This window comes from Wenzhouxiangella sediminis, assembly GCF_003410055.1.
GTDB lineage: Bacteria > Pseudomonadota > Gammaproteobacteria > Xanthomonadales > Wenzhouxiangellaceae > Wenzhouxiangella > Wenzhouxiangella sediminis.
Genome location: NZ_QUZK01000047.1, coordinates 50,780 through 74,785 on the forward strand (window position 1 = coordinate 50,780; position 24,006 = coordinate 74,785).

Annotated in this window: 13 protein-coding genes; 12 read left to right on the plus strand and 1 reads right to left on the minus strand. The window is 57.9% G+C overall.

Annotated elements, in window-relative coordinates:
- Positions 1-67: 67 nt before the first annotated feature.
- Both DZC52_RS13200 and DZC52_RS13205 read left to right on the plus strand, forming a co-directional pair.
- The gene (locus tag DZC52_RS13200) at positions 68-460 is read left to right on the plus strand and encodes an HIT family protein (protein WP_116651619.1); all 393 of its coding nucleotides are present in this window, start codon (positions 68-70) and stop codon (positions 458-460) included.
- Complete coding sequence (locus DZC52_RS13205) at positions 457-1,539, plus strand: HNH endonuclease (protein WP_116651620.1); 1,083 nt, start codon at positions 457-459, stop codon at positions 1,537-1,539. The genes DZC52_RS13200 and DZC52_RS13205 overlap by 4 nt, the downstream gene beginning before the upstream one ends.
- Before the next feature lie 80 nt (positions 1,540-1,619).
- On the opposite strand, the gene DZC52_RS13210 is transcribed toward DZC52_RS13205, so the two are convergent.
- A complete protein-coding gene (locus DZC52_RS13210) occupies positions 1,620-2,636 on the minus strand; it encodes a hypothetical protein (protein WP_116651621.1) in 1,017 nt (338 codons plus the stop codon).
- Between the two features lie 802 nt (positions 2,637-3,438).
- On the opposite strand from DZC52_RS13210, the gene DZC52_RS13215 reads away from it, so the two are divergent.
- The 10 genes from DZC52_RS13215 (at position 3,439) to DZC52_RS13260 (ending at position 23,999) form a co-directional block, all read left to right on the plus strand.
- Entirely contained in the window at positions 3,439-4,308 is an 870-nt protein-coding gene (locus DZC52_RS13215) for an HNH endonuclease (RefSeq protein WP_116651622.1), read from the plus strand.
- Between the two features lie 5 nt (positions 4,309-4,313).
- Positions 4,314-7,367, plus strand: coding sequence for a BPTD_3080 family restriction endonuclease (locus tag DZC52_RS13220; protein ID WP_116651623.1), 3,054 nt, complete (start codon positions 4,314-4,316; stop codon positions 7,365-7,367).
- A gap of 172 nt (positions 7,368-7,539) precedes the next feature.
- Positions 7,540-8,337 carry an NYN domain-containing protein gene (locus DZC52_RS13225; RefSeq protein ID WP_116651624.1) on the plus strand — a complete coding sequence of 266 codons (798 nt, stop codon included), beginning with the start codon at positions 7,540-7,542 and terminating at the stop codon, positions 8,335-8,337.
- A gap of 27 nt (positions 8,338-8,364) precedes the next feature.
- Positions 8,365-11,235 carry a site-specific DNA-methyltransferase gene (locus DZC52_RS13230; RefSeq protein ID WP_116651625.1) on the plus strand — a complete coding sequence of 957 codons (2,871 nt, stop codon included), beginning with the start codon at positions 8,365-8,367 and terminating at the stop codon, positions 11,233-11,235.
- 21 nt (positions 11,236-11,256) lie between these two features.
- Positions 11,257-12,255: an AAA family ATPase gene (locus DZC52_RS13235; RefSeq protein WP_116651626.1), complete on the plus strand. Its 999-nt coding sequence runs from the start codon at positions 11,257-11,259 to the stop codon at positions 12,253-12,255.
- Between the two features lie 27 nt (positions 12,256-12,282).
- Positions 12,283-14,790 (plus strand): S8 family peptidase, encoded by a 2,508-nt coding sequence (locus tag DZC52_RS13240; RefSeq protein WP_116651627.1) that lies wholly within the window; start codon positions 12,283-12,285, stop codon positions 14,788-14,790.
- Positions 14,790-16,865 carry a 3'-5' exonuclease gene (locus DZC52_RS13245; RefSeq protein WP_116651628.1) on the plus strand — a complete coding sequence of 692 codons (2,076 nt, stop codon included), beginning with the start codon at positions 14,790-14,792 and terminating at the stop codon, positions 16,863-16,865. The genes DZC52_RS13240 and DZC52_RS13245 overlap by 1 nt, the downstream gene beginning before the upstream one ends.
- A 77-nt stretch (positions 16,866-16,942) precedes the next feature.
- Positions 16,943-18,160, plus strand: a complete 1,218-nt coding sequence (locus DZC52_RS13250) for a hypothetical protein (protein ID WP_116651629.1) — start codon at positions 16,943-16,945, stop codon at positions 18,158-18,160.
- 2 nt (positions 18,161-18,162) lie between these two features.
- Entirely contained in the window at positions 18,163-20,184 is a 2,022-nt protein-coding gene (locus DZC52_RS13255) for a phospholipase D family protein (RefSeq protein WP_116651630.1), read from the plus strand.
- Positions 20,181-23,999, plus strand: a complete 3,819-nt coding sequence (locus tag DZC52_RS13260) for a DEAD/DEAH box helicase family protein (RefSeq protein WP_116651631.1) — start codon at positions 20,181-20,183, stop codon at positions 23,997-23,999. The genes DZC52_RS13255 and DZC52_RS13260 overlap by 4 nt, the downstream gene beginning before the upstream one ends.
- Positions 24,000-24,006 lie beyond the last annotated feature (7 nt).

Here is a 24,006-nt window from a genome sequence, read left to right on the forward strand (position 1 = left end):
ACGGGAACTCAACCGGAAAGAGAGCCGCTGGCTTGTTGCCAGCCCTTCAAGATTGGATACTGACCGCATGGCTGAAGAAGACTGCCCCTTCTGCGATCCGGACCCTGAACAGGTTCTCTACGACAACGAACACCTGCTCGCCCTGTGGGACCGCTACCCGGTCAGCCCGGGCCACGCCCTGCTCGTCCCGCGTCGCCACGTCGCCGGTTGGTTCGAGGCCTCGCCGGCCGAGCAGCTGGCGCTGGTCGCGGCACTGCCCGTGGTGCGAGAGAAGATCGAGCGCATGCACCAGCCCAGTGGTTGGAACATCGGCATCAACGTCGGTCGGTCGGCTGGGCAAACGGTGTTCCACCTGCATGTCCATCTGATTCCGCGCTACGACGGCGACCAGGAAGACCCGCGTGGCGGCGTGCGCCATGTTGTTCCGGAAAAGGCGCGTTATTGGGAAGACCCTGAATGAAGCCCGAAGAAGGCATCCGGTTCCTGCGCCAGTTCCAGGAGCTACTGGCCGAAGGCGGCTTCGTCGCCACCTACAAGTTCGCCCTGATGCAGGCCCTGGCGGACTTGTCGGTCGAGCACCAGGCGGCGCAGGATGGGTCGCTCAGGCTCCATGTCGACCAGCTGGCCGAGAAGTTCGTGGAGTACTACTGGAACCAGGCCAGGCCATTCCACGACAGAGTCCTTCGGCAGAACACCAAGGGCCAGGCAGAAGTATTGCTTCGCATCCAGGACTATCGCAGCCTTTCGGACGGCAAGCTCGGGCAACTCCAAGCCGACCGGGCCGCCTGGCAAAAATTGATCCGTCGCGTCGCGGCGATCATCGTGAAAATGCCGCTCTGGAGACTCCAGATCGTCGGCAACCGCAAGAACGAATTCCTCTACCGCGAAGCCGAATACCGGGATCGGTCCCTTCGCCTGCTCCCGGGCGTCCCGGATGCCTTCCGGGCGTTTCACCCCATGCTCACCAGCATGATCCGCGGTGGCTGGATCAGCCAGATCCACCGAATCGGAGCCAACAAGCCGGTCCTGGGCGCGCAGGCAGAGCTGGAAGACTTCCTCTTCGGAACCGATCGCCGCTCCCTGGAGCGCTTCACCGCTGTAATCCGCGCGCACCAATCACGCGAGTGCTTCTATTGCGGCAAGCGCGTCACCGGCCAAGGCGACCTGGACCACTTCATCCCCTGGTCGCGCTACCCGCTCGACCTCGGCCACAACTTCGTCTATGCCCACAAGGGCTGCAACAACGCCAAGCGCGATCATTTGGCCGCAGTCACGCACCTGGAGCGCTGGCGAATCCAGAACCTGGACGAGGGGCACAGCCTGGCGAAGGCCTTCGAGCGCGAGGGACTATCCAGTGACCTCGAGCGCTCCGTCCTCATCGCCCGCTGGGCCTACGAGCAAGGCTGCGCCAGCGGCGCCAGGCTGTGGGTGCGGGACAGTGAGTTCGAGGACTGCGACTACCGCTGGCAAAGCGCCCTGGCCGCCCCGAGCGCCCTGAGACTCGCCGCCGAAGACGCTTCACCTCGTTACGAGGGCTAGAGCATGCTTGTAATGAATATTGCCTGAGAACGCAGCGACCGCACTTCAGCTATTGATGGTCGAAGAAGTGTCAGCGCGAATTAGCTCGGCTCACCGCTTTCCATGATCTCCAGTCGAAGCCCGAACAGATCCGCGACATCCTCGAGCATCAACTCCTGTCCGATGGTCCGCGTCCCGTTATCGAGCGCGAACTCGTCCAGCCGGTAGAACGCACTCGGAAGATCAGCCTGCGAGACGGAATCGCGGTAATGAACCGCCAGGGCTGCCATCCCGGTCACAGGTAGGTTCCTGGCGGATGGTTCGTCAGTTTCGGAATCAGGTCCGTCTACCCGGGAGAGACGCTGCAGCAGCAGCCCCAGGCAACCCTCGGCCGCCGACCCTGCCCTGTCCGCTTCCGTATCGCTCGCGCCCGAGTTCTCGGAGGCCTGGGCCAGCAGGCTCTCCATCGCTGCCATCGCGGATTCGGGCGTGAGGCCCGCCAGAAGTCCGTGATTGCTGGCGATCCACTGTTGGGCAGCTTCTTCCAGACGCCTGGTGCGTGTCGCTCGCCGTTTCTGCTGACGCTGGAAGCGCCAATACGCAATCAACCCCGCACTCGACTCGGACAGCCAGATCGCCAGATTCAGCGTACCGACGATCAGGTAGCCGAGCATGGCGATCGTCAACCGAACGAGCATGACGAGCATCTGGAACAGCGCGACCACGCCATTGATCGCGGCCGCCTTCTGGCCGCGCATCTGAACCCCGGCGATCTTTGCCGAGGAGCGGCCGGGGTTCGTGAAGTTGATGGTGCCAAGTCCCATCTTGCCCGACAAGGAAACACCCGACTTCGACAGATTCAACTTTGCCGGGCCCTTCCCGTACCGACCGCGCAGCACGAAGCGCGAATTCTGAAACGCGACCTGGGTGTTGCGAGCCGGCGTCATCGAAATCCGGGTGCCCCGCTGAGTGTTCGCCGTCAGGCTCAGGCCGCCGGCACGGATCTGTTCCCGCAGCGCAATGCCGCCCGTGCGGCTTGCGCGAAGGTGTTCGCCCCGGTGCTCGATGCGAACCTGGCGTCCTTCGCTGTCCTTGTTGCCGATTCCCAGAAAGCCCATTCCCAACAACCGCGATCCATTTCCGCGACCCTCTTAAAACCCTAACACCCGATGGGCCAGCGGACAGGTCTGCGCCAGCGGTGCGAGGCTGTGGATACGGGACAGCGAGTCTGAGGACGGCGATTAACGCTGGTAGCCAGCACTGGGCGCCCCGGGTGGTCTGAGCCTTGCCGCTGATGAAGGACCTCCCGAATATCGCCGACAGGCGACGATCCCGAACCAACAGCAAGTCATTGACATCGAGTGAATGCTTCCATCCAGTTCAACGTCGTCCACAACGTCTGGCCCTCTGCCGCCAGCATATGTTCGAACCGGTCCAGCGCGGCAGGCTGCCAGATTGGAAGCGCCGTTGTTCACGACTACGACAGGCCCCGAAGCTTTCGCCGGCGATTGCCTTGCGCCAGGCAAAATGTTCACGTAGATTAAGGCGCAATAGACCCGCCAAGCCTCTGTGGACTTCGGTCCGCACGCTTAAATCGCGCGGGTTTTTTATTGCCGGTAGCAAGCCGCCGGGTTCTCCTGGAGCTTCCCAAGTACTTCAGGTCTCATTCGGCTGAATTCAGCTCCTGCCTGGACAGTGACTACTGCCTGGACGCCGCGCTATGCGTGCTCACCGCAGTCGATTTTCTCAGCGGAACCTGCCCATCACCAACTACCGCAGATCGTGCTGCCCGAGAGGAGTGGGCCTGGTTCAAGGTTGATTGTTCCGCGCCACACGGGCGATGATGGGACTCACCAGAGTTTCTCAAAATTTGAGAATCCAATCGGTAGTGTGGTGGGTCTGGAAGTTTGGCAAGGGGTAATGAAAGGCGTATTCACCACAAGAGTCGTCCCGGAATATGACGACCTGCCGGAACGGCACTATCACTTCCCGCGCACCTACCTACGCCAGGTGGAGCGCTGTATCGGCGACTGGGTGGTCTACTACGAGCCACGACGATCCAGCGGCCATCAGCCCGGCGGCCGTCAGGTCTACTTCGCCACGGCTATGGTTACCGGCGTCCGGCAGGACCCACACCGGCCCAATCACTACTACGCCGACGTTCAGGGCTACTTCGAGTTCCCCGATCCCGTCCCGTTCCGTGACGGGCCGCACTACTATGAATCATTGCTCCGCCGCCCCGACGGTGCCACCAATAAGGGGGCTTTCGGCCGGGCTGTGCGAGGACTACCGGACGACGAATTCTGGGCCATTCTCCAAGCGGGCATCGCCTCGGACGTGTTCGATGAGGAGGCCGACAACCTCGTTGCCCAGCCCCCGCCCGAGCGAACCACCGTCGAAACCTTCCTCAACCGAAAGGTCCGCGATCCGTCATTTCGCCGTCTGGTCCGCCAGGCCTACGACCTGCGCTGCGCCGTATCCGGCCTTCGCCTGGTCAACGGCGGCGGGCGCCCCGAAGTCCAGGCGGCCCACATCATGCCGGTCGAGCACGACGGCCCGGACACCGTTCGAAACGGCGTCGCCCTGTCTGGTACAGTTCACTGGATGTTCGACCGGGGGCTCATCAGTTTTGGCGACGATGGCAGTATTCTCACCTCCCCGCACGGTCTGCCGGACGATATGGACCGGCTGATTCGGCCCGAGCGGCGGCTGCTAACTCCCGATCACCCGGCTTTCCGCCCGCATCCGGGCTATTTGGCGTGGCACCGCGACCATGTCTACAAGCGATAGAGGCCATGAGCGAAGAATTCTTCAAGAAACCCATCCTGAACTCGCCGTATGACTATCCCGGTCGCCATTGGGAGCTTGACGACAGCGGCCAGCCAACTCACAACATAAAGGAGTCACGGCGCCGCGCCGATTTCGTCACCCCCATCCCTCGCGCAAAGCGCCAGTCCGGCGGTCAGCAGGACCTGGATATCGAGTCCATATCGGACGATCAGGACCTCTACGCTAATGCCACGATCATCAATGCCTTGCGCGATGAAGTGGATCGCTGGCGACAGCTTCCCAATCCCTCCGATTGGAAAGTAACTCCTGAAACACAGCGTCTGCTGCAGCACTGGCGCCACCACAAGTTCAGCGGCATCCGCCCCTTTTTCTGCCAGGTTGAGGCGGCCGAAACCGCGATCTGGCTAAGCGAGGTTGCCCCCAAGATGGGCAAATCCGGCGCGCGGTTCCTCGACCACCTGAAAGACGCCAACAATGCTGCCAATCCCGACCTCAGCCGCCTGGCGCTCAAATTGGCCACGGGCGCCGGCAAGACCACGGTCATGGCCATGCTCATTGCCTGGCAGTGCATCAACAGCGTCCGCCACCCCACCAGCACGCGCTTTACCCGCGGGTTTTTGATTGTGACGCCGGGCATCACCATCCGGGACCGCCTGCAGGTCCTCCAGCCCAACGACCCCTACAGCTACTACCGCAGCCGCGAACTCGTGCCCAACGACATGCTGGATGAGCTCAACAAGGCGCGAATCGTAATTACCAATTACCACGCCTTCAAGCTGCGAGAGCGCATGGACTTGTCCAAGGGCGGCCGGCAGCTGCTCCAAGGGCGTGGAGGGGATCCACTGCAGACGCAGGAGTCCGAGGGCCAGATGCTGCAGCGGGTCATGCCCGAACTGATGGGCATGAAAAACATCATGGCCATGAACGACGAGGCGCACCACTGCTATCGGGAAAAGCCGGGCGACGGCGACGAAGACAGGCTCAAGGGCGACGAGCGCAAGGAGGCTGAGAAGAACCTCGAAGCAGCCCGGCTGTGGATCAACGGGCTCGAAGCGGTCAATCGGAAGTTGGGGATCAGCCGTGTGATGGATCTGTCCGCAACGCCGTTCTTCCTCAAGGGCTCCGGGTATGTCGAGGGCACGCTTTTCCCTTGGACGATGAGCGACTTCTCGCTCATGGACGCCATCGAGTGCGGCATTGTCAAACTGCCGCGTGTCCCGGTTGCCGACAACATTCCCACCGATGACATGCCCAAGTTCCGCAACCTGTGGGAACACATTGGCACCAAGATGCCCAAGAAGGGCCGCGGCAAGGCGAAAACGCTGGACCCACAGAGCCTTCCCGACCTACTCAAGTCGGCCCTGGATGCGCTCTACGGCCACTACGCTAGCACCTATCAGCTTTGGCAACGCGAAGGCGTCAACGTCCCGCCGTGCTTCATCATCGTATGCAACAACACCGCCACGTCAAAGCTCGTATACGACTACATCGCCGGTTACGAAAAAGAAAATGAAGATGGCACGATAACCATCCAAGAGGGCCATCTTGAACTGTTTCGCAACTACGACGAATACGGCGAACCCCTGGCGCGTCCTCGCACCCTGCTGATCGACAGCGAACAGCTCGAATCGGGAGATGCACTGGATCTGAAGTTTCGCAAGATGGCGGCAGACGAAATCGAGCGGTTCAAGGAAGAAATCAGAGAGCGCACCAAGGATCAGCGAGCGGCGGACAACCTCACTGACGCCGATCTGCTGCGAGAGGTTATGAACACCGTCGGTAAGGAAGGCCGCCTGGGTGAATCCATCCGATGCGTGGTGTCAGTATCAATGCTCACCGAGGGTTGGGACGCCAATACGGTCACCCACGTGCTAGGCGTACGCGCCTTTGGCACCCAGCTGCTGTGCGAACAGGTTATCGGCCGCGCACTGCGGCGTCAGTCCTATGATCTCAACGAGGACGACCGCTTCAATGTCGAATACGCGGATGTGCTGGGTATACCCTTTGATTTCACAGCCAAGCCGGTGGTCGCGCCGCCTCAGCCGCCCCGTGAAACCATCCAGGTTCGCGCCGTGCGCCCCGAACGCGATCACCTCGAAATCCGCTTCCCGCGTGTCGAGGGCTATCGCACTGAATTGCCAGGAGAGCGCCTCGTGGCTGAATTCACCGAAGACTCGAAGATGGTGATTACGCCTGCTGACGTCGGCCCGACCAAAACCCGTAATGAGGGCATCATCGGAGAGGGCATCGACCTGGATCTCAAGCACCTCAAGGACATGCGCAAATCCACGCTGGTCTATCATCTGACCGAGCGTTTGCTCATGACCAAGTGGCGCGATCCGGGCGATGAGCCGGAGCTGCACCTATTCGGCCAGCTCAAGCGAATCACCCGCCAATGGCTGGACCAGTGCCTGGAATGCAAGGGCGGCACCTATCCGGCCCAGCTTATGTATCAGGATCTAGCCGAGCGCGCCTGCGTGCGCATCACCAACGCCATCACGCGCCATGAACTCAAAAAGGACGGTAGCCTGGTACGCGTCGTGCTCGATCCCTACAACCCGGAAGAAACCACCAGCCACGTTAATTTCAACACATCCAGCACTGAGCGCTGGGCAACAAGCCCTGAACGCTGCCACGTCAACTTCGCCATCCTCGATTCCGGCTGGGAAGGCGAATTCTGCCGCGTGCTTGAATCCCATCCGCGCGTGCTCCGGTACGTCAAGAATCACAACCTCGGTCTGGAAGTGCCGTATCGCTGCGGCTCGGAAAGCCGCACCTATATCCCCGATTTCATCGTCGACATCGACGACGGCCGAGGCGAGGACGATCCGCTCCATCTGATTGTGGAAATCAAGGGCTTCCGTGGTGAGGACGTCAAAGACAAGCACACAACCATGGAGAATTACTGGATTCCCGGGGTGAACAACCTGGGCCGCTTCGGTCGCTGGGATTTCGTCGAACTCAGCGACGTCTGGGAGATGGAATCCGATCTTGCCGACAAGCTGGAGCAGGAAGTGGACGAAATAATTCAGGCCAAATCGCGGGAGATTCCGGCGTGATCGCCACAGATCGGCGCCGGAATCCTAGCGCCCGTCTGCGGTCAACCACGGTTGACGCCGTACACGTTTTGTGTAAAATTCGTTCCACATCCGCCCCTTGGCAGTACGCCCGCTCACCCATCCAGAGCGTGTGCCGAACCCTCGGGGCTTTTCTTTTTCTGGGGGGCGCCCCATGCGGATGAGGCGCATCGCAATCCTGATCGACGGCGGCTATTTCCTCAAGCGGCTGCCCAAGCTCGTTGCGCCCCAGTTCTGCTCCACGCCCCAGCAGATCGCCGATTCGGCCCGCTACCTCTGCAAGCGGCACGTTCAGCGCCTGGTCGGCCTTGACGCGGATGCTGACGAAGACGGCCGCTGGCTCGACCACGTCTACCGGCTGTTCTACTACGACGCCACGCCATTTGACGGCAAGAGCCACCACCCACTGAAGAACCAGCCGATCGATTTCGGGAAGTCGGAGGTCGCTAAGTCCCGCCGCGAGCTCTTTACGCAGCTCCGCCGGAAGCGCAAATTTGCCCTCCGGCTCGGCCACGTCAACAAGGAATCCAATTGGCAGATTGACCCCCGGCTAACCAAAGATCTGATCAAGATCCGTAAGTGGGCAGATCACATCCAGGCCATTCTGGATCATCCCGAGGCACCCCCTGAGCTGCCCGAGAACGAGAGCCGAGAGTTCCAGAATCTAATAGAGCGCTGGCAGGCCCTAGAAGAGCGCAACGTCCGAATCGGTCTTCGGCAGAAAGGCGTTGACATGCGCATCGGCCTGGATATCGCCTCGATCACCCTTAAGCAACAGGCCGATACCATGATCCTGGTCACCGGCGATAGCGACTTTGTGCCGGCTGCCAAACTGGCGCGACGCGAGGGGATTGAGTTTCTGCTGGACCCGCTATGGCAGAAAGTCAGCGACCAGCTCTACGAGCACGTAGACGGAATCATCTCCATTTACTCGCAACCCGAATCCACTTAACTAGCTTTAGTCAGGCAAACATTTCATATGGCAGGAAAGAAGAAGTCCAAAGTGAAAAAGTCCGTCGAGGCTATCAAACACGACGAGGCCAATCGCGTCAATATCCCGACGGCCGAGTACCAGTCCGTCATGGCCGACGAGGACAAAACGCCGATCCAAGTCGCCTACGATCGCCGCAACCGGGATCTGGACCCGCAACTAGTCTGGCGCGGCAAGGACCAGCAGAACTGGACAGACCTGGTAGTCAATGCCCCGCCGCTCTACATCCAGGAGAAGATCCACCCCAAAGTCCTGATCGATGACCTGGTGCAGCGCAGCCAGGAGAACGAAGCGGAGGATGCAGACCAGACGGATTTGTTTGCAGACTTCAACGGCCTGCCCGACGAAGACGCCCGCACCGAGTTCTACCAGCACGCAAGCCGCTGGCAGAACCGAATGATTCTGGGTGATTCGTTGCAGGTCATGGCCTCACTGGCCGAACGTGAGGGTCTCAGAGGAAAAGTCCAGTGCATCTACATTGATCCGCCCTACGGGATCAAGTTCAACTCCAACTTCCAGTGGTCAACTACTAGCCGGGCTGTCCAAGACGGAAAGCCTGATCAAATAACCCGTGAGCCGGAACAGGTCAAAGCCTTTCGCGATACTTGGCGTGATGGAATCCATTCGTATCTGACTTACCTTCGTGACCGTTTGACCGTTGCACGAGATTTGCTAACGGAATCAGGCTCCATCTTTGTGCAGATTGGCGATGAGAATGTGCATCGAGTTAGGGCTTTAATGGATGAAATTCTTGGGGATGAGAATTTTGTCGCAAACATCTATTTTCGAAAGACCGGCGGTCACAGCGACGACAATATTGGTTCCGCGCTCGACATTATTCTCTGGTATTCAAAGAAGTCGAAAGCCTTTAAATTTAGGAAGTTGTTCTCTTTGGAGGAGTTGCCGCCAATAGACGAAAAATATTATGTGAACGTCTTGACGCCTGACGGAAATCGGCGCCGAATGACACTGGACGAGCGCCTTCGGAAAAAGGCCCTCCCGGATGGGTCTGAGGTATTCAGATATGGACCAATAACCGGTCAGGGAGCATCTCAAAATGACGAAGACATGCAGTTTCGAGGGCGGATTTTTCCTAAGAAAAAGAATCGACATTGGTCCACAAGCAATCACGGAATGTATCGAGTTGCAAAAACTGGACGGCTCTTAACGATTGGTAATGATCTAGCGTTCGACCTACGCTGGAAAGAGGTTCCTAAGAACCTCGGAAACGTTTGGCAAGATACACAGTCCGGTGGCTTTGGTTCTGAGAAGGTGTACGTAGTAGAAACTACGCCAACTGTTATAGAGCGCTGCGTTTTGATGACAACAGATCCCGGCGACCTGGTGCTAGATCCAACGTGCGGATCAGGAACGACAGCGCATGTTGCTGAACAGTGGGGCCGGCGTTGGGTCGCCATTGATACTTCCCGTGTGGCACTGGCGTTGGCCCGCGCCCGCATCATGGGTTCTCGTTACCCGTTCTACTTGCTGGCCGACTCGCCGGAAGGCCAGAGCAAGGAGTCCGAACTTAGTCGAACCGCACCGTCTACCCAGCCCACGGGCGGCCGGATTAGTCACGGTTTTGTCTATCAGCGCGTACCGCACATCACGCTCAAGGCTATCGCCGACAACACAGAAATCGATGTCATCTGGGAGCGATTTGAGGAAGACCTAGGGCCCCTTCGCGAAAGTCTGACGGAGGCTATACCCGCTCGCTGGCTGGATTCCTACCGCAACGAACAGCAACACACCGCCGACATGCCACAGGAAATCCAGGAGTGGGAGGTGCCGCGAGAGTATCCCGACGACTGGCCCGCGGCGACCAAGGAATTGCACGAACGGTTCTGGGAGTTGCTTACCGAACGCCAGAGGGAGATCGACGCTTCAATCGCCGCGCGCGCCGATCAGAAATATCTTTACGACAAGCCCTACGAAGACAAGAGCAAGGTCCGAGTCGCCGGTCCCTTCACCGTCGAAAGCCTCTCGCCGCACCGGGTGCTGGGCGTCGACGAGGACGACGAGCTGATCGACCCGCTAGAAGACGACAAGGGTAAGTACGGCGAGGAACGCGATTTCGTCCAGATGATCCTGGAAAACCTTAAGACCACCGGCGTCCAGCAGGCGCACAAGGAAGACCGGATCAGTTTCACCGCCCTTAAACCCTGGCCCGGTGACCTCATCTGCGCCGAAGGCCACTATATGGAAGGCGGCGAAGGCGGCGAAGGCGGCGAAGGCGGCAGCGAAAAGCGAGCCGCCATCTTCATCGGCCCGGAATTCGGCACCGTCTCCCGCCCCGACCTGGTCGCCGCCGCCCGCGAAGCCGCTGACGCCGGCTTCGATGTCTTGATCGCCTGCGCCTTCAACTACGAAGCCCACGCCTCCGAATTCCACAAACTCGGCCGAATCCCGGTCCTCAAGGCCCGCATGAATGCGGACCTGCACATGGCCGAGGACCTCAAAAACACCGGCAAGGGCAACCTATTCGTCATCTTCGGCGAACCTGATATCGATATCCTCGACGCCGAAGACGACCAGATCCAGGTCAAAGTCAATGGCGTCGATGTGTTCCACCCCAGCACCGGCGAAGTCCGCTCCGACGGCCCCGAAGGCATCGCCTGCTGGTTCGTCGACACCGACTACAACGAAGAAAGCTTCTTTGTCCGCCACGCTTACTTCCTCGGCGCCAACGACCCCTACAACGCCCTGAAAACCACCCTCAAGGCGGAAATCGACCAGGAAGCCTGGGAAACCCTACACAGCGACACCTCTCGCCCGTTCCCCAAGCCAGAATCCGGCCGCATCGCAGTCAAGGTCATTAACCACCTTGGTGATGAAGTGATGAAGGTGTTCAGGGTATGATGGTCTCGCTAGGAGGACGCAATGGCCAGCGCTAATCAATTGAAAGCATTGCTTAAATCGCACGTAGAAGGCGACGAAGAGCGATTTTATTCCATCGCTATGCAGCTGGCAGCCCACGAAGCAAAAATTGGGCATGGCAAGCTGGCTGAGGAGTTGCGCCGGCTAGTGGATCAAGCCAAGGCGAGTCGTGGGCTTCCCAAAAAGGGGCACGAGAAGACGATACCGATTGGACGGCCACGCGGTGAATTGGCCGGCCTACTTAACGCATCATTTCCCAAAAACCGTCTGGGCGACATGGTGCTCGACCAGCACCTCCATTTTCAACTCAAGCGGGTAATTCGCGAACAACGTCAGGCTCAGCGGTTGCTTGCCCATGGCCTGTCGCCCAGACGGAAGCTGTTGCTGGTCGGCTGCCCTGGTACCGGCAAGACATTGACCGCTTCGGTGCTCGCCGGTGAGCTTGGTTTACCGCTGTTTCAAGTCCGGCTGGATGGGCTGATTACTAAATTTATGGGCGAGACGGCCGCTAAATTGCGCCAAGTGTTTGAGGCAACCGACCGGACCCGAGGCGTGTACTTCTTTGATGAGGTAGATGCAATCGGCTCGCAGCGCGGTCTTGCAAACGACGTCGGGGAGATCAGACGGATTCTCAATAGTTTTCTGCAGATGATCGAGCAGGACAATTCACACAGTCTGATTGTGGCAGCAACCAATCACCCAGAAATTTTGGATCATGCGCTTTTCCGCCGTTTTGACGACGTTCTCCAATACGAGTTGCCGGATGAGGTACGAATCGCTTCGGTACTCAAGTCCCGGCTCGGAGAAGTGGCTATGAAAGGCGTATCTTGGCAGCGACTCGCCACTGGCGCTGTTGGCTTGAGCTATGCTGAAGTAGTTCGTGCTTGTGACGAAACCTTGAAGGAAGCCCTGATTGAGGGACGTCATAAGGTTGCTGAGACAGACATTAAGCAGACGCTGGAGGAGAGACAGCAGATCTCGGAACGTCTAAAGTCGCGATGATGAAAGCGTCGGGGGCTCGCACGACATATGGCTACAAACGAAGAAAAACCAAAGCGTCACTTCATCCTTGAGGGAACTGCTGAAACAGAGCAGTTTCGTTCACCGCAGCAAGTCCGCGGAGCGCCCGATGTGCCAGCTCGTGATCGGGGTCAGCATGGTAGCGCACTTCTTGGCCAGATTGATGAGCTGCGCCCCCAGGCGGCGGCCGCTCGGGAAGCCCAAGAGGCCGCTGGAGTCGATGAGGGATTTGGGCTTCAAGTTGAATTTGAAAGTTTCCCTGATATTGAGCTTGCATTTGAATCATTGGCGCGAGAGCGCTCTGGGATTGAGCTGCTAAACGTCCGCCACGAAGATCAGGCCACGCTTGCAACTGTGTATGTTCCTGATGGGAAGCTTGGCCACTTTGAGAAGCTTATTTCCGAATATCTCGAAGAAAAGCAAGATAGACGCGGACGGCCTCGGGACCATAGAAAACTTATCGATACAATTCGACACATTCGCGCCGCGACTCTGAGTGCGCTTTGGACCGATGATCCTGCTGAGTTGCCTGTGGATGATGAAGAAAGCTTTTGGTGGGAGGTTTGGCTTCCAACCAGAGGCGATCGGGAATCTACCACAGCGCGATTCAAGGAGCTGGCTGAAGGTTTGGGCTTTGAGGTCGCAGCTGGTGAAGTCCAGTTTCCAGAGCGCACTGTGATTCTTGTCTACGGCTCCGCCGGTCAGGTGAAGGAGTCAATGCTTGCCTTGAACAGCATTGCGGAGCTGAGGCGAGCGAAGGAGACTGCGGATTTTTTTGACGCGCTAGCCCCTGAGGAGCAACCGGCTTGGCTCGATGAGCTCCTACAGCGGACAAGTGTTCCGGATGAAGGCTCAGACGTGCCGCACGTTTGCATTTTGGACACAGGCGTGAACCACGGTCATCCACTGGTTGCCACTGCCCTTACGGCTACCGACATGCACACTGTAGAACCGAGCTGGGGCAGTGGAGATGATAACGGGCATGGCACCGAAATGGCGGGACTCGCCATGCTGGGGAACCTAACAGAAGTGCTGGATTCGGATGGTCCAGTTCAGGTGAAGCATCGTCTTGAGTCCGTGAAATTGCTGGATCAAGATGGTGCCAATGGCGGTGAAGCAAGACACCATGGCTATCTGACCACGGAAGCCGTCGCCCGTCCAGAAATCACCGCGGCCGCGCGCAACCGCCTGTTCAGTATGGCTGTGACCGCACGGGACAACCGGGACCGTGGACGCCCGTCCGCATGGTCGGCGACTATCGATCGACTCGCCGCAGATGCCGATAGCTACGGCGAGACACCTAGGCTATTCATAGTGTCGGCCGGGAACGTCAGCGACCCCAACGCATGGTCGCAGTATCCACGAAGCAACGCGACGGATGGGGTTCACGATCCAGGCCAGAGCTGGAATGCTCTCACTGTTGGAGCGGCTACGAACCTAGTACAAATTACGGAACCCGATTCTGGTCATTATCAGCCGATTGCGCCAGAAGGTGGATTGAGCCCGTTCAGTACGACATCTCTGACCTGGCAGCGGCATTGGCCGCTCAAGCCGGATGTCGTTTTCGAGGGTGGCAATGCAGCCCAGGATAAATATGGGGCAGCATGGATGCCGAGTTTGAGCTTGCTCACTGCCAACTGGAAGCCCCACGAACGGCTATTTACCACCTCAAACGCAACTAGCGCAGCATCGGCGCTTGCGGCACGAATGGCGGCACAGCTGATGACCGAATATCCAGATCTTTGGCCAGAGACAATTCGAGCGCTCATCGTACATTCAGCTGAGTGGACCAGTGCGATGCGTGGCACCTTCTTGCCTCGTGGTGGGAAACCCAGTAAAGCAGATATTGGTCGCCTTGTGCGTCACTGTGGGTTCGGTGTGCCCGATCTCGATCGCGCGATGTGGAGTGTAGAGAACTCTCTTGCCATCATATGCGAGAGTGAATTGTATCCCTTCCAGCGTGAGGCAGGTAGATCACCGAAGCTGAGGGACATGCATCTTCACCACCTACCTTGGCCGTTGGATGAGCTTGAGGCTTTGGGAGAGGCGCCTGTGGAAATGCGAGTGACGCTCTCTTACTTTATCGAGCCTAATCCGTCTGAGCGTGGATTTTCTACCCGTTACCGCTATGAGTCGCACGGGCTAAGGTTTGACGTCAAACGGCCCGCTGAATCAGAGGCGGATTTTAGGGCAAGAATTAACGCTGCGGCGCGCGACGAAGAAGAACGAACACAAACTGGTGGCAACGATGCAGGCTGGGTCATCGGGAAGCAAAATCGCCACAAAGGCTCCCTCCATTCAGATATCTGGCAAGGGAGTGCTGCTGATCTTGCTAGTAGAGGTGTAATTGCAGTGTATCCCTCATTAGGGTGGTGGAAGTCCAGGCCCCCTCTGGAGCGCTATGACAGCCCAGCGCGATATGCGGTAGTGGTATCAATTCGTGCGCCGGAAGTTGATGTGGAGCTCTACTCAGCCGTTGCGAATGAGATTGCAGCTTCAATTCAGACTGAAGTTTAATGAACTTTCGCATTGCGGATACCTTTACGGACAGCCTAGCTCGCCTGACTGGTGATGAGCAGAAGGCGGTGAAGACAACCGCCTTTGATCTTCAACTAAACCCGGCGAATCCGGGAATGAAGTTTCACAAGGTTGATCGGGCCCGCGATTCCAATTTCTGGTCGGTACGAGTGAGCCGGGACATCCGCGTAATTGTCCACCGCACAAAGACCAGTTTGCTGCTGTGCTTCGTAGGACATCACGACGATGCCTATCGCTGGGCCGAGCGTCGGAAGCTCGAACGGCACCCGAAGACCGGTGCGGCGCAGCTAGTAGAGGTGCGGGAAACGGTCCGGGAGGTTACTGTCCCCCGATACGTGGAGGCTGAAGAGCCGGCATCCCCAGCGCAGCCACCCCTGGCCACGCTCGATGTGGACGACCTGTTGAACTATGGAGTGCCAGAAGAGTGGACGGACGACCTGCTGGCCGCCGATGAAGATGGGCTTCTCGAACTCGCAGAGCATCTGCCTGCAGAGGCCGCCGAGGCGGTGCTGGCCCTTGCTGCCGGGGAGCGACCGCCAATCCCGGAGCCCGTAAAGCCGGATATCGATCCATTCGAACACCCCGATGCCCAACGGCGATTCCGCCTGGTGGCGGACTCCGAAGAGCTGCAGCAGGCGCTCGAGTATCCCTGGGAGAAGTGGTCGGTCTACCTTCATCCAGCACAGCGCGAGCTGGTGGAGCGCGATTTCAACGGTCCTGCTCGCGTCGCCGGTTCGGCTGGGACCGGCAAAACCGTAGTGGCCCTGCACCGAGCAGTGTATCTGGCCCGCCAGCATTCGGATTCCCGTGTGCTGCTCGCCACATTCTCTGACGCGTTGGCCAACATGCTCGACACAAAGCTCAAGCGCCTGGCCGGGCAGCAACCTCGTGTGCTTGAACGCATCGAAGTGCACTCCCTGGATGCGATGGCGGAGCGGTTGTACCGCATCAACTTCGCGGCGCCTTCGATCGCCGCTCCCGAGGACATCGAGAATGCGCTGGACTCAGCCATCGCGACGCAAGGCGATTTGCCATTTTCGCGCCAGTTCGTTCTAGCGGAATGGTACGAGGTTGTCGATTCCTGGCAAATCCAGACATGGGAAGCCTACCGGGATTTCTCCCGTCGCGGCCGCAAGACCCGACTGGCAGAAAGTCACCGGGAATCGCTCTGGGCATTTTTCCAAGAGATGGTCGGGTTTCTTGAGTGGGAAAGCATGACTACCCGATCCACGATGTACGCCGAGCTTGCAGAACACTATCGGACCAAGGGCAACCCGCCATTCGACTACTTTGTGATCGATGAGGCGCAGGACCTTAGTGTGCCGCAACTCCGATTTCTCGCGGCGATGGCTGGGGAGCGCCCGAACGGTCTCTTTTTCGCAGGTGACCAGGGCCAGCGAATCTTCCAGGCGCCTTTCTCCTGGAAATCGCTGGGCGTTGACGTTCGAGGTCGAGCAAGAGTCTTGCACGTCAACTACCGCACATCGCATCAGATCAGAAATCAGGCGGACCGATTGCTTGATCCAGAGGTGAGCGACCTAGACGGCAACGTTGAAAGTCGAAAGGGCACCGTTTCCGTATTCAGCGGCCCGCCAGCCACCGTTCGGATATTCGATTCTGCCGAAGACGAGTCCGCTGCCGTCGGAGAACAGGTTAGTCGCTGGGCAAAGTCCGAAATTGAGCCACAGGAGATGGCGATCTTTGTGCGCTCGGAAGAGCAAATCGGACGAGCAAAGCGATCCGCAGAATGTGCCGGACTTGCCACCAGCGTCCTGGATGAGCACTTAAAGACCCAAGCAGGCCACCTCAATCTAGCGACAATGCACCTGGCCAAGGGCCTGGAATTCAAGGCAGTCGCGGTGATGGGCTGCGACGACGAAGTCGTACCGCTACAGAGCCGGTTGGAATCAGCCTCCGATCAATCGGCCTTGGAGACGATCTACAACACTGAGCGCCACTTGCTGTATGTGGCCTGCACTAGGGCTCGCGAGCGTCTGTGGATCTCTGGAGTCGATCCTGCCTCTGAGTTCATCGAGGATCTAGAAGGATGTTAGGTTCGGCTTCCACGACCTGTCTGACCGCGGCTCGAGTTGAGCGCCGGGCCTCCGGTAGGGGTCCAGAGTCCTAAGCCATGGCATTTCTCTCCTTGCTCGATGACCGCGCCCGCCCGAAGGGCTCTCGCGATCCACTCGGATTCGAAATGGTTTGGACCCACTTTGGCCGCCGAGTTGTGGGCAACCTGACAACGATTACGTCGTCACTCTCCAATTTTGCTGTTGCGTTGCTGGGGTTCCACTGGGCGAATGAGATACACGCAGATGCATCCGCCGATGAGCGGCGCGCGAAGGTTCTGGAGAGCTTTCTTCGCTACGAGCAATTGGCGGGGTATTTGCGCTACCTAGGCGGTGATCGGGACATCATGGGTATCACGCGCGTGTCGCGTCGAATGACTTCCGGCGACGAACCTATCCGTTTCGGAATGAGCGCCGATGACCAGATACTTAGTGATCAGACTAGCTATGGCCTGTGGGGCCTTTATGCGAGCCCCATGCAGAACTCTGGGTTGATTTCGGGTGATGATCGTCAGCCGACGCAAGTTGGCTTTGCAGTTTCCCGGCGTCTAGAAAGGGGTCTGGAAAAAGCGTCACTGACGGACCTGTTTATGTCCGAAAGGAAAGTGTCCGCCAAGAGCCTGGAACACCATTCCAAGTCGTTCGTCGCGGCCATCGCCGATTCCGATACCCGTGAGCAGCTTCTCGAGATCCTGATGCAGGGAGGGGAAGGCAACGCAGTACAACAGGAAATCTGGCAGATCACGCGTGAACTGGCCGGTCGGGATGCACTACCCGAACGTTATCCCGACTTTGTTGCCGCCCTCAAAGCGTCCACATCGAATCCCCAAATCGAATCGCGCCTGACCGCATTAGATTCCGTCGAGCGCCTGCTGGTAGCCGTGAACAATTTGTTCGACTATTGCCGGCGTAAGGACGGTGAGCGCCTGGAGTTGGTGCTGGCGCAATTAGAGGGCCGGTACGACTTCTCTTACATCCCCAATGACATAGATTTTGAGCCCGCCGGGTCGCGGGGTGCCTTGCTGGAGAGAATCCGTTCTGCGCTGCGCGCTGGCGAAACTGAAAAAGCAGTACTCGAGATCCTTGAGCTCAATCGGCAGGTGATGGAAGATCGCGACGGGGCTCCGTGGGTGGAGGTGGAAAACAATGGGCGGCTTCGCGTCCGAGTGCCAAAGGAAACCGCCGTCCTGCGTCCTTCGGAAGAGTTGAAATACGCCTGGGACTACGATTATTTCATGGGCTCTTATCTGGCTATCGCACGGGATGCGCTGTTGTAACCATGGATAGCGAGGTTATTTCAGAAAAGCTCAAAGAACTGCTGGCCGGTAAACAGGTCCGGGCGGCAGTATTCACGACGTACAGCTTCGACCCGGAATTCTTCGAGCTGGAAGTTATCCCGCTGCTGCTGCCGGGCAATATTGCGTATTCAAGCGATCCGCGAGTTAAGACATTCCAGGTGCGTGAAGCGCTTCGCGACTCTGGCGTGGTGCTGGACGTGTTCTACGACCTCAATTTGTACCGCGAGCAGGGCCAGAGTTCGCCGAAGATGGAGTATGGCTGTCATGGTGTTTATCGCGAGAATAGCGCATTTCATGCCAAGGCTTTGTACATACTTGCTTACGATGAAGAATGGGATGTCGAGTGCCTACTCGTTGGAGCGGGTTCGAACAACCTGACCTTTTCAGGCTGGTGGGATAATATCGAGTGCCAACATTGGCAGGAGGTCTATTCCGGATATGTGCCCCTCCTGTTTGTCAATAAGTTAAAAGAAGACATCGCTTATCTCCGGGCTGTGCCTGGTGCCGGCTATGAGCGTACTGCGCTGGACCAGATCGATGGCTTCCTTGCTGGTTGTGCGTCCGCCAATGGCGAGCCGCCGGTTCCTTATTACAACCTAGCTTCTATTGAAAAGCGGGCCAGTTTTAAGCAGTTTCTTACCAAGCAGGCAAAAGAACTATGGTCCTACAGCAACTGGACGCTAGAAATAATCTCCCCCTATTTCGCCAGGCAGCCCGACAGCGATGTGCATGACTTCTTTTTTAGCCTGGGCGTTCAGGAGATCCATGTGCTGTTGCCTCAGAACCAGGATGGTGAGGCACTGGTCGATCAGGAGTATTTCGACCATATAAATGCGGCGAAAGGCATCGAGTGGGCAGAGTGGGCCGCAGATGCTGGGCGCGCCCTGGGAGTGGACGGAAAGCACTACCGACGACTGCACGCCAAGGTCTACCACTTTTACAACGGAATGCAGTCGTGGGTGTTCGTGGGTTCGGTGAACTTCTCAAAGCAGGCCATGACGGGCAATGTCGAGGCCGGGTTCCTGGCGAAGCTTCCGGCGCCTCAGAAACTGCTCACGCCGGTAGAGGATCCGAACCAGGTTGAGCGATTTTCCCCGCCAGATGAGCCGGAGCCCGGCGTTCTTGAAGGCGGCGAGCGGGATCGGTGCCCGCCAATTTACCTTAGCTATGACTGGAAGGAAGAGATCTTGCGGGGCGACGTGGATAGCAAGCGTGCGCTTACGATCCAGGTTCTAAACACAGAGGGCGCCGCCGTGGTGGATGCTTGGCGCATCAGCCAGGCAGGTGATTGCTTCGACGGTGATGTCGGTCCGTTGCAGCAATTACTAAAAAATGGATCACTGGTGAGGGTCGCCGCACGCGATGATAGCGGTACGGAGTATCCAGAGCAGACCGTGCTGTTGCAGCAGACCGGATGGTCGCATAAACCGCTGTCGGTGCCGGACCTGTCGGCCGAGCAGATCCTGGCAATCTACGCAGATCTCGCGCCAGAGAGGCGACAACTATTGTTGATGAACGCTCAGATCCGAAAGCTGGTAATGGCTGGGGAAGCGGGGGAGATGACGCTGGACGAGAGCTCGGAGAAACCGGACCAGTTTTTTGCCGAATTTGCCGAATTGTTTCAAGCATTTAAGCAGCTTAAGGTTAGGCTGCTAGAAGCTCGCGAGACAGGAAAGGACGCGCAGGTGGACTACTACCTGACGGGCACGGGCGTAGACAGCCTGCCAACTCTTGTCAGGCACGCAACCGATCAAGAGAGTTCGCTCAGTGCCGCGACGGCCTATCTGGTGTTGCTGAGCACCCGGGATATCTACCGGATGAAAGAATTCCGAGAATGTTCCCAAGTGAAGAAGCACTCGAAGCAATTGGCCGGTCATCTGCGGGATTTAAAGGCGTCCGGTCGCATCCGGCTGGAGGATAACTCGCCGGAAAAACGCGACCGGTTCTTTGCCTGGTTTGAAGAACAGTTTTCACGCGACTACCGGACCAAGGTGCCGAGATGAGTTTGCAGGGCATCGACGTCAGAACCGCCCGGCGGATCCTGGATTTTTCCGGAGGAGACGAGGACCTGAGGACGTTAGGCGAGTTGCAACTCAGAGGCGCCGTGGCGCTCCATAACATGATTACCGATCCTGAAGTCGGAATGGGCTACCTGGCCGACGAGGTCGGCATGGGCAAAACTTATATTGCGTTGGGTGTGGTTGCCCTACTGCGCTACTTCAACCCGTCGCTTCGCGTTCTGTTCATCTGCCCCAGTAAAAACGTGCAGGAGAAGTGGTACGCGCGGGAGTATCAGAGCTTCACCCGGCACAACGTAAAAGTGAACCAATATCGGATCCGAACGCCGGAGGGAAGGCCCGCCGCACCCCGCGTCAGTTGTCGCAATGTCCCGGAATTGATCCGAGCCGCCTCCTCAGGATATTACGCTGATTTCTTTGTCGGAATGGGGGCGTTCAGCATCGGGCTGAGCGAGGAAGAGGAACAGTGGCAACGCAAGCTTGATGAGTTACAGTTCTTGCTCCCCGCACACCAGCGCGCAAAGACGATTACAGACAAGCAAGGCGTAAAAGATCAATATGCGAAGGCGCTTAACTATGTGCTGCCGATGTTCGATCTTGTAGTTATCGATGAGGCACATAACTTTAAGCACGACTTCCACAGCAGCGACCGCAACTACGTGCTCTCGGGTGTTCTGGGATTTCGACATCAGAAGAACTTTGTTCCCCGGGTGAACAACGCATTGCTTCTGTCGGCCACTCCATATGATCGTGATCTCAACCAGTTGCGCAATCAGTTGAAACTAGTTGGAAAGGGAGAGCTGTTGCCCGAGGGTCTGGCGGCTGAGCGGGATGACGAAGCCCGGCCGTTTCTTCGTCGCTTTCTGGTGCGGCGCCTAAATGAGCTGAATATCGCCGGTACGCCCCACACGCGCAACATGTACCGCCGAGAATGGCGTTGTGGAGACCGCGCGGAAGTCGAACTGGAGACCGATGAGCAGAAACTAATCACCGCCCTGGTCCAGAAGAAAGTGGGTGAAATGCTGCGCGGTCGCGAAGGCAACCCTAGCTTCCAAACAGGATTGCTGGCGTCATTCGAGAGCTTCGGAGAGTCGACGAAATCCCCACCAGTGGAGTTTGACGGGGATTTGACCGAACGCGAGCAAGGTGACGCCGAGGACAGAAATGTGATCGGCGCCATCCGGGACAGCTATGTGGAAGCTGAGCTTGGAAGGACCTTGCCGCATCCGAAGATGGACTTTGTGGCTGACCGTCTGGCGACGGAAGTCTTCGAGCGCGGCCGCAAGCAGATCGTTTTTGTGCGACGGGTCAAAAGCGTCAAGGAAATCAAAGAAAAGCTGGATGATCACTATAACGACTGGTTGTTCCGTTACATCCGGGGCCAGCTTGGAGAATTTCCGGAGGCCATGGAAGTTTTTCGTGCTCTTGAAGACGCGTACCGGCGACTGAGCCGTCACCGAGACGGAGATATCGCGGGCGGTGAGTACCGCACCGGCGAATCCGAAGATGCCGAGGACCGACAGCCGCCGAGTAATGACACCTTCTTCTCATGGTTCTTTCGGGGTGAGGCCGATGCAGAGCAATCCAAGTTGTTGGATACAGGGGGTGGAGCGTTTACCACGCCTGACCTGATTCGGAGCGGCCTGGCGGCCAGGAACCAAGTAGTCTCGCCATTGCTGGAGATAAACTGGGCGCGGGAAATTTGCCGATATCGGAGCGAAGATCTGCTGCACTTATGCAAAGACGCCGGTGCCGAGATTGCCCAACACGCACGAGGTTTCAGCACAGGAGAGACTCAGAACGACTTATTCGGCGAATTTCAAGCGGCCCAACTTGGATTTATAGACTGGTATGGCCATGTTCGGGATATACCAGCTCTGTGCGCTATGGCCCGCTGGCTCCACCCCGCGTCTGGCTCGTCGAAGCGAGAGGCTTTCCGCCCCGGGCAGGTGCCGGGCAATCTCGAAGTACACACTTTTTTCGATGCCCTAGAACAGGCGGGCCTGTCGGACGCGCTAATTCCGCGTAAGCGCGAGTTAATCGAGGCGTTGTTCTCTGACGGCGGCTTCGACCCGGAAAATCTCCGCGTGCTGGAGATACACCGCGCACTGCTGGGGCTATGTTTGAGGACCGGGCACGGCATTGTCGATCTCTACCTCGCCCGCTTGCGACAAGGGGCCGAGAACCTGACGAAAACGACGCGGGGAGCGTGGATGGACGACGTGGCCGCACGGTTGCGCGAACAGTCCACACGCGACGGTTTCAGCACATATCGCGAGTTGCACGATCTTTCCGACCAGCTTGAACTCGTAATTAAATCCAACCTGCCTGATGTGTACGAGAAGACTCGCGAAGAATACCGGCTCTATTTCAGTCGCATGCTGAATCCTGTAGCGCCAATCATGGGCGCCAGCGGCGCAACCGTCGGAAGCCGCTCAGCCCAGGCCCGGAAGTTTAGGATGCCAGGCTACCCGCTGGCGCTGGTTTCCACAGACGTTTTTCAGGAAGGCGAAGACTTGCATACATTTTGCGACAGCGTCGTGCATTACGGCCTGAGTGGCTCTCCCGTTCATATTGAGCAGAAAACGGGACGGGTGGACCGAATCGCATCGCAGGCGCAGCGCAGGCTGCTTTCATTGAAGGCCAGCGACGATGTGCAGGATGACAAGCTAATACAGGTGACATTCCCTTACGTTAAGGAGAGCATCGAGACGCTCCAGGTCAGACAGCTCTGCGGGAACCTGAATAAATTCCTGGAAAGTCTTCATGAAATAGGCAGGCGGGATACTCCGATGGACGACCACATTGATATGGATCGCGTGCTGCAGGATCGCTCGGCGATTCCCGAACAAATCCGAGAACGGCTTAAGTCCCCCTACGTGCCAGATGTTCCGGAGCACGCGCCAGAACTCAACCGGGAATCAAATCTGGATGCTGAGGCCACCCGCGTTGACCGGATGAGCGGACATGTTCGCTCACTGCTGCGGGACTATTTCGACGGCACGGTGCCGGAGGCGGGTCGCTGGAATAATGTTCGGACGCGCGGCGAAGTCGAGCTCAGCGAAGTTCGGATGACCTCGGCCCGCGCAAGCGGCGAGTTGCTGTTGAAAGCACACAGGCCGGCCGAAGAGATCTCTTTGGGCAATATGACCAGGAAAGCGCTGGCTGAACTCATGGAAAAAGAGTCGTGGCGCTCCCTTTCAAGAACCTATGCAGTCCCAGTGGCAAACCGCAGCTTTCGGCTTTACCACGACAGCGAACTGCTGATCGGCGAGGAGCTCAACACGTGGCCTGGCGAGATCGACAGATTCTTTGAGCGCTTTTCGCTGGACCACGACCCCTTTGAGTATGCTAAACCCACTTCGAAGCCGATCGTAGATTGCTGGAAGCGGGCTCGTAGTTCGGGATCAACGAAGTATGGTCAACTGGAAGCTATGGTTGCGGGCTCCGTTGAGCGCGACCATTTGAAACTAGTATTGTCTTTTGGCGCTGAGGGGAACAACAGGCGACACAAGATTCGAATCTATGAATACCTCGATCGCTGCATATTTTTGTCGACTGCGGCCGACAAAAAGGTCGTCAAGGGGCTGACCGTAGATCAGATAGCTAGCTTGACCTGGGAGCGCAATGCAAATACAGATGTGGTGGAGTTCATGTTGAGCCCAGAGATGGACATTGTTGGCCGGGCGATTCAGCCAATCGAAGGTTTAACACTTAGAAAATTTCTGTATTGTGCCTACACACTTGCTACCGCTACTGACAGGTTGGAGTACCTGATTCAGGAGCCCGATTTGCACTAATGCATCG

Excerpts from the sequence above, each read along its gene's own strand:
- DZC52_RS13250 (WP_116651629.1), top strand. The coding sequence starts at position 16,943 with ATGGCATTTCTCTCCTTGCTCGATGACCGCGCCCGCCCGAAGGGCTCT.
- DZC52_RS13205 (WP_116651620.1), top strand. The coding sequence starts at position 457 with ATGAAGCCCGAAGAAGGCATCCGGTTCCTGCGCCAGTTCCAGGAGCTA.
- DZC52_RS13235 (WP_116651626.1), top strand. The coding sequence starts at position 11,257 with ATGGCCAGCGCTAATCAATTGAAAGCATTGCTTAAATCGCACGTAGAA.
- DZC52_RS13260 (WP_116651631.1), top strand. The coding sequence starts at position 20,181 with ATGAGTTTGCAGGGCATCGACGTCAGAACCGCCCGGCGGATCCTGGAT.
- DZC52_RS13220 (WP_116651623.1), top strand. The coding sequence starts at position 4,314 with ATGAGCGAAGAATTCTTCAAGAAACCCATCCTGAACTCGCCGTATGAC.
- DZC52_RS13215 (WP_116651622.1), top strand. The coding sequence starts at position 3,439 with ATGAAAGGCGTATTCACCACAAGAGTCGTCCCGGAATATGACGACCTG.
- DZC52_RS13230 (WP_116651625.1), top strand. The coding sequence starts at position 8,365 with ATGGCAGGAAAGAAGAAGTCCAAAGTGAAAAAGTCCGTCGAGGCTATC.
- DZC52_RS13225 (WP_116651624.1), top strand. The coding sequence starts at position 7,540 with ATGCGGATGAGGCGCATCGCAATCCTGATCGACGGCGGCTATTTCCTC.
- DZC52_RS13255 (WP_116651630.1), top strand. The coding sequence starts at position 18,163 with ATGGATAGCGAGGTTATTTCAGAAAAGCTCAAAGAACTGCTGGCCGGT.
- DZC52_RS13240 (WP_116651627.1), top strand. The coding sequence starts at position 12,283 with ATGGCTACAAACGAAGAAAAACCAAAGCGTCACTTCATCCTTGAGGGA.
- DZC52_RS13200 (WP_116651619.1), top strand. The coding sequence starts at position 68 with ATGGCTGAAGAAGACTGCCCCTTCTGCGATCCGGACCCTGAACAGGTT.
- DZC52_RS13210 (WP_116651621.1), bottom strand. The coding sequence starts at position 2,636 with ATGGGCTTTCTGGGAATCGGCAACAAGGACAGCGAAGGACGCCAGGTT.
- DZC52_RS13245 (WP_116651628.1), top strand. The coding sequence starts at position 14,790 with ATGAACTTTCGCATTGCGGATACCTTTACGGACAGCCTAGCTCGCCTG.